The sequence below is a fragment of the Verrucomicrobiia bacterium genome (assembly GCA_035495615.1).
GTDB lineage: Bacteria > Omnitrophota > Omnitrophia > Omnitrophales > Aquincolibacteriaceae > DATJFP01.
Genome location: DATJFP010000017.1, coordinates 46,602 through 52,923, shown reverse-complemented (window position 1 = coordinate 52,923; position 6,322 = coordinate 46,602). Strand labels below are relative to the sequence as shown.

The following is a 6,322-nucleotide window of genomic DNA, read 5'->3' as shown; positions in this document are numbered from 1 at the left end:
TCCGTTCACGATGCAGCCGATGTTGCCGGTGAGGCCGACATAGCTGAGATTGTGCTTCTGCGCCTCGAGGTCGCGCGGGTCTTCCTGGCGCGGATCGTGGAGCGCCGCGATTTCCGGATGACGGTAAAGGCCGTTCTCGTCAAAATTGATTTTGGCGTCGATCGCGATGACTTCCCCGTTTTTCATGACCGCCAGCGGGTTGATTTCGATGAGCGAGCAGTCGAGGTCCACGAAAATCTTGGCCATGGCCACGAAAATATCCGCGAAAATTTTGGCTTTCGCCGGATCGCTGATGAGACGGTCGGCCGTGCGGCGCGCCTGCGCGGGATCAAGCCCGGCGGAGGCGGCGAAATGCGCCTTGAGAATCTTGGACGGGTCAGTCGCGGCGACTTCTTCGATGTTCATGCCCCCGGACTCGGAAACAATGAGGCAGGGCTTGGCAAAGCTGCGGTCCAGCACCACGCTCGCGTAATATTCCTTCGCGATGTCGGAGGTCGCTTCGACCAGGACCTTGTCCACGGGCTTGCCTTCGGGGCCGGTCTGCGGCGTGACCAGATTTTTGCCGAGAATGGCCGCGGCTTTCTCGCGCGCTTCTTCGGGCGTCTTGGCGATCTTAATGCCGCCGCCCTTGCCGCGCGCGCCCGCGTGCACCTGGGCCTTCACGACGAAATAATGGCCGGCGTCCGCGAGCTTCTGCGCCGCTTCGAAAGCTTCGTCCGGAGTTGAGGCCACGGCGCGCTTGTGGCCGGGAATGCCGTAGCGGGCGAAAATTTCCTTGGCCTGATATTCGTGAATGTTCACATGCGCTCCTGAATGGGAACGTAATGCTGCCCCATGGGGCCGACATACTCGGCCGAGGGACGGATCAGGCGGTTGTCTTTTTCCTGCTCAATGACGTGCGCGGTCCAGCCGGCCACGCGGCTCGCGGCAAAGACCGTGGTGAAATAATCCACCGGGAATCCGAGGATGTAGAGGACAGATGCGGAAAAGAAATCCACGTTGCAGGGAATTTGTTTCTTCTCCCACATGACTTTCTCGACCTTGTTCGAGATTTCCAGCCACTTGGTCTGGCCCTTGGACTCGCAAAGTTCACGCGCGATGCCGCGAAACGCCTCGGCGCGCGGGTCCTGCTTCTTATAAATGCGGTGCCCGAAGCCCATGACTTTCTTTTTGTGCTCGAGAAGGTCCATGACATAGGCCTCGGCTTTTTCCGGCTTGCCGATGTCGAGGATCATTTCCATGGCGTGCTGGTTCGCGGAGCCGTGCAGGTCGCCCTTCAGCGTGCCGACCGCGGACGTGATCGCGGAATAAAGGTCGGATTGCGTGGCGGTCGTGACGCGGGCCGAAAACGTCGAGGCATTGAGGCCGTGATCGGCCAGGAGAATGAGGTACGCGTCGAGCGCGGCTTCCATTTCCTTTTCGGGCAGCTTCCCGTTCATCATATAAAGGAAGTTCTGGGCGTGGGACAGCTTCGGGTCAGGCGCGAGGGGCTTCTTGCCCTGGCGCAGCCGGTAAATCGCGGCAATGATCGTGGGAAATTTCGCGGTGAGGCAAAGCGCCTTTTTCTGCGTCTCGACCGGGTCGAAGGTCTCGGCCTTTTTGTCCCAGAGCGCGATGGACGAGCACGCGGTCCGGAGCGCGGCCATGGGATGCGCGGTCTTCGGAAATTTCTTGATGATGTCGAGGACTTCCTTGGAGATTTCGCGCTCTTTGGCGAACTTGCGCTTGAAATCTTTCAGCTCGGCCGCGTTCGGGAGCTTGCCGAACCACAGGAGGTACGCGACCTCTTCGAAATTCGAGCGCCCGACGAATTCCTCGATCGAGATGCCGCGGTAATAAAGCCTGCTGTTTTCGCCGTCGACAAGGCTGAGCGAGGTCTGCGCGACCATAACGCCTTCAAGGCCTCTGACGACCTTGGATTCTTTGTGCGCGTCCTGCGCCGGAGCCGGTGATGATGAAGCTGTTCCCATAATTCCTCAAATTCCCTTGAATAAAGTAAGGGGTTATTATATCCAAATTCGAAGTTTGATCACGAAAAAAAACCGCGCGCGCGAAATTACAGCCGCGCGAACTTGCCGTCCAGATGGTCCGCCGCGTAACGCACGTAGCGCTGGGCCCATTTTTTCAAGCCCGCGATTTCCTCGCGCGAGAGCTTCCGCACTTTTTTCGCGGGCCTTCCGAAATACATGTGCCCGGCCTCGAGTTTCTGGCCGTGCGTGACCAGGCTTCCCGCGCCGAGCAGCACGCCCTTGCCGAGCACCGCGCCGTCGAGCACGATCGAGCCCATGCCGACCAGGCACTGGTCTCCGATTTTGCACGCGTGAAGGACCACGTTGTGTCCGACCACCACGTAATCGCCGACGATGCACGCCTTTTCGCGCTCGACATGCAGCACCGAAAGGTCCTGGACGTTGGAATAGCGGCCGACCACGATCTTGTTGATATCGCCGCGAAGCACGCAGCCGGGCCAGATGCTGGAATAATCGCCGAGGCGCACGTCGCCGATAACCTGGGCGGAAGGATCCACGAAGACCCGCTTGCCGACCCGGGGAAGGAGCGGTTCGCGCGGGCGCTTTTTCATTATTTTCCCAACAGCTGCCGCAGCACATACTGCAGGATGCCGCCGTGCTGGTAATAGGCAAGTTCGACGGGAGTGTCGATCCTGCAAACGGTCTGGAATTCTTTGGTGCCTTTGTCGTCAAGCGCCGTGACCTTGATCTTCTTTCCGGGTTTCAGATCGCCGGCGATGCCGTAAAACGAAAACAACTCTTCGCCCGTAAGCCCGAGCGACTGCCAGTTTTGCCCGGGCAAAAATTCGAGCGGCAGGATGCCCATGCCGATCAGGTTGCTGCGGTGGATGCGCTCGAAGCTCTCGGCGATCACGGCTTTGACGCCCAGAAGCATGGGGCCTTTGGCCGCCCAGTCGCGCGACGAGCCTGAACCGTATTCTTTTCCCGCGATCACGACAAGCGGCGTCTTGCGCTGCTGGTACGCGACCGAGGCATCGTAAATCGTCGTGAGCGAGCGCTCCGGAAGCAGGCACGTCATGCCGCCTTCGGTGCCGGGCGCGAGCAGGTTTCGCAGCCGGATGTTCGCGAAAGTCCCGCGCACCATGACTTCGTGGTTGCCGCGGCGCGAGCCGTACGAATTGAAGTCCTGCGGCTTCACGCCCTTGCCCATCAGGTACTGCGCGGCCGGAGATTTTTTGGAGATATTGCCGGCCGGCGAAATGTGGTCGGTCGTGACCGAGTCGCCGAGGAGCGCCAGGCAGCGCGCTTCTTTGATGTCTTTGAGCGCTTCCGGTTTCACGGGCATGTTCTCGAAATACGGCGGATGTTTCACGTACGTCGAATCCGGCTGCCAGGCAAAGGTGTCGCCGGTCGGGACTTTCAGCTCTTTCCAGAATTTGTCGCCGTCGAAAACGCTGCTGTACTGCTTGCTGAACATTTTCGCGTCGACCAGCTTCACCGCGTCGTGGATTTCCTTCTGCGAGGGCCAGATGTCCTTCAGGTAAACCGGATTGCCCTTTTGATCTTTGCCGAGCGGGTCATGCTGGAGGTCGATGTCCATGGTCCCGGCCAGCGCGTAAGCCACGACAAGCGGCGGCGACGCGAGATAATTGGCGCGCACGTCCGGGTTCACGCGGCCTTCGAAGTTGCGGTTGCCGGAAAGAACGGAAACGGCCACGAGCTTTTTATCGTTGATGCCCTGCGAAATCGCTTCGGGCAGCGGCCCGGAATTTCCGATGCAGGTCGTGCAGCCGTAGCCCACGAGATAAAATTTTAATTTTTCCAGCGACGGCAGCAGGTTGCTGGCCTTCAGATAATCCATGACCACTTTGGAGCCGGGCGCGAGGCTCGTCTTCACCCACGGCTTCACGGACAGGCCTTTTTCCACGGCCTTCTTCGCCAGAATTCCCGCGCCGAGCATGACCGCGGGGTTCGACGTGTTGGTGCAGCTCGTGATCGCGGCAATCACGACCGAGCCGTGCTGAAGCTGGAAAGACTGCGGCTCCGCCTGCACGGCCACCGCCTGCGCCAGGCTTCCGGCTGAAGAAAAAGATTCCGGGGCGGGCTGCTTGCCGCCTTCGAACCAGGGCTCGAGGCGCTTGGTGTCCACGGATTCATCCGCGGCTTTCACCATGGTGACGAGCGCTTCGCGGAACGCGCGGCGTGATTTTTTCAGAGGCACGCGGTCCTGCGGGCGCTTCGGCCCGGCAAGGCTGGCTTCCACGCTGCCGAGATCCAGCTCCAGCGTGTCGGAATAAACGGGTTCGGGCGACTGCGGCGTGCGGAAAAGGCCCTGCTCTTTGCAATATGCTTCAACGAGCGCAACGGTTTCTTCCGGGCGTCCGGTGAGCTTCAGGTAGACGAGCGTTTCCTGGTCGACCGGGAAAAAGCCCATGGTCGCGCCGTATTCCGGCGCCATATTCGCGATGGTCGCGCGGTCGGCAAGCGGCAGGCTGTCCAGACCCGCGCCGTAAAACTCCACGAATTTTCCCACCACGCCTTTTTTGCGCAGCATCTGCGTCACGGTGAGGACAAGGTCCGTCGCGGTCGTGCCTTCGGGAAGCTGGCCGTGCAGCTTGAAGCCCACGACTTCCGGGATCAGCATGGAAATCGGCTGGCCCAGCATCGCGGCTTCGGCCTCGATGCCGCCCACGCCCCAGCCCAGAACGCCGAGGCCGTTGATCATGGTGGTATGCGAGTCCGTGCCGACCAGCGTGTCCGGGCACGCCACCAAAGCACCGTCTTTTTTCTGCGTGAGCACGACACTCGCGAGGTATTCGAGGTTCACCTGGTGCACGATACCGGTTCCCGGCGGCACCACGGAAAAATCTTTGAACGCCTGCTGGCCCCAGCGCAGGAACTGGTAGCGCTCGACGTTGCGCTCGTATTCTTTCTTGATGTTTTCTTCCAGGGAAGTCGCGGTGCCGAACGAGTCGACCTGCACGGAATGGTCCACGACGAGCTGCGCGGGCTGAAGCGGGTTGATCTTCGCGGGATTGCCGCCCATTTTGCGGATCGCGTCGCGCATGGCCGCGAGGTCCACCACCGCGGGCACGCCCGTAAAATCCTGCATCACCACGCGCGCGGGCATGAACGCGATTTCCTTGTCGGACTTTTTCTTCGCGTCCCATTTCGCCAGCGCTTCGATGTCTTCCTTGCGCACGGAAAGGCCGTCTTCATTGCGCAGCAGGTTTTCCAGAAGAATGCGGATGGAATACGGGAGCTTTTCGAGGGAAAGGCCGGCTTTTTTCAGCGCGTCCAGCCGGTAAATCGTGTACGTGTTCTTGCCTGCTTTGAGGTCTGACTTGGCGCCGCAACTGTTCATGGCTCTTCTGATGGGTTGGGGAAAGGCGGGGGCAGGCCTTCCGAAAATTTAAACCGGGACGCTCAGTTTTCCGCAATTTTCGCGCACGTGATCGGCCGAAACCTGCAGCGCCTTCAATTCTTCGGGCGCAAGCTTCAGTTCGACCACCTGCTGCACGCCGCTGCGTCCGAGCCGCGCGGGAACGCCGCAATAAGTGTCCTTCACGCCGTACTGGCCGTTCAAATAAACGCAGGACGGGATCACGTCGCCGCGGTCCTGCAGCACCGAGCGCACCATGCGCACCACCGAAGAAGACGGCGCATAAAACGCGCTGCCGGTCTTGAGATACTTCACGATTTCGGCGCCGCCGTCGCGCGTGCGCTGATTGATGGCTTCGATTTTGTCTTTCGCAATGAGTTCCGTGATCGGGATGCCGCGCACGGTCGTGTACCTCGGGACCGGGACCATCTCGTCGCCGTGTCCGCCAAGCACCAGCGCGGAAACTTCCGCGGGCACGCATTTGAGCTCATCGGCGATGAAGTAAGCGTAGCGGGCGGAATCCAGCTCGCCGGCCATGCCGAAGACGCGCTTGGAATCAAAACCGGATTTTTTCCAGGCGAGATACGTCATGACGTCCAGCGGGTTCGTGACCGTGATGATGATGGCGTTCGGAGAGCGGCGCGCGGCTTCGGTCACGATGCCGCCTACGATTTCGGCGTTTTTGAACAGGAGATCGTCGCGGCTCATGCCCGGCTTGCGCGCGAGGCCGGCCGTGATCACGATCACGTCGGAATTTTTTGTGTCGTCGTAGCTGTTCGTGCCGATGATCTTCGCGGAAAATCCTTCGACCGGCGCGGACTCCATCATGTCGAGCGCCTTGCCCTGCGGCAGGCCTTCCACGACGTCGATCAGCACCACGTCGGCAATGTCTTTTTCAACGATTCGCTGCGCGGTCGTCGCTCCGACGAACCCGGCGCCTACTACGGTAACCTTGGGCTTGCTCATGGCA

Annotated in this window: 5 protein-coding genes; all 5 read right to left on the bottom strand. The window is 60.3% G+C overall.

Translation table 11 applies throughout. The annotated features are described in order from the left end of the window. Nucleotides 1-801, bottom strand: an 801-nt coding sequence (locus VL688_02055; GenBank protein HTL46827.1) for an ATP-grasp domain-containing protein, incomplete at its 3' end; no start/stop codon positions are given. After that, nucleotides 798-1,970, bottom strand: coding sequence for a citrate/2-methylcitrate synthase (locus VL688_02050; GenBank protein ID HTL46826.1), 1,173 nt, complete (start codon nucleotides 1,968-1,970; stop codon nucleotides 798-800). The genes VL688_02050 and VL688_02055, both read right to left, overlap by 4 nt. An 86-nt stretch (nucleotides 1,971-2,056) precedes the next feature. Further along, a complete protein-coding gene (locus VL688_02045) occupies nucleotides 2,057-2,581 on the bottom strand; it encodes a gamma carbonic anhydrase family protein (protein ID HTL46825.1) in 525 nt (174 codons plus the stop codon). Next, nucleotides 2,581-5,334 carry an aconitate hydratase AcnA gene (gene acnA / locus VL688_02040; protein HTL46824.1) on the bottom strand — a complete coding sequence of 918 codons (2,754 nt, stop codon included), beginning with the start codon at nucleotides 5,332-5,334 and terminating at the stop codon, nucleotides 2,581-2,583. Before acnA ends, VL688_02045 begins: the two co-directional genes overlap by 1 nt. Nucleotides 5,335-5,382: 48 nt before the next feature. Beyond that, nucleotides 5,383-6,318, bottom strand: a complete 936-nt coding sequence (gene mdh, locus VL688_02035; GenBank protein ID HTL46823.1) for a malate dehydrogenase — start codon at nucleotides 6,316-6,318, stop codon at nucleotides 5,383-5,385. Nucleotides 6,319-6,322 lie beyond the last annotated feature (4 nt).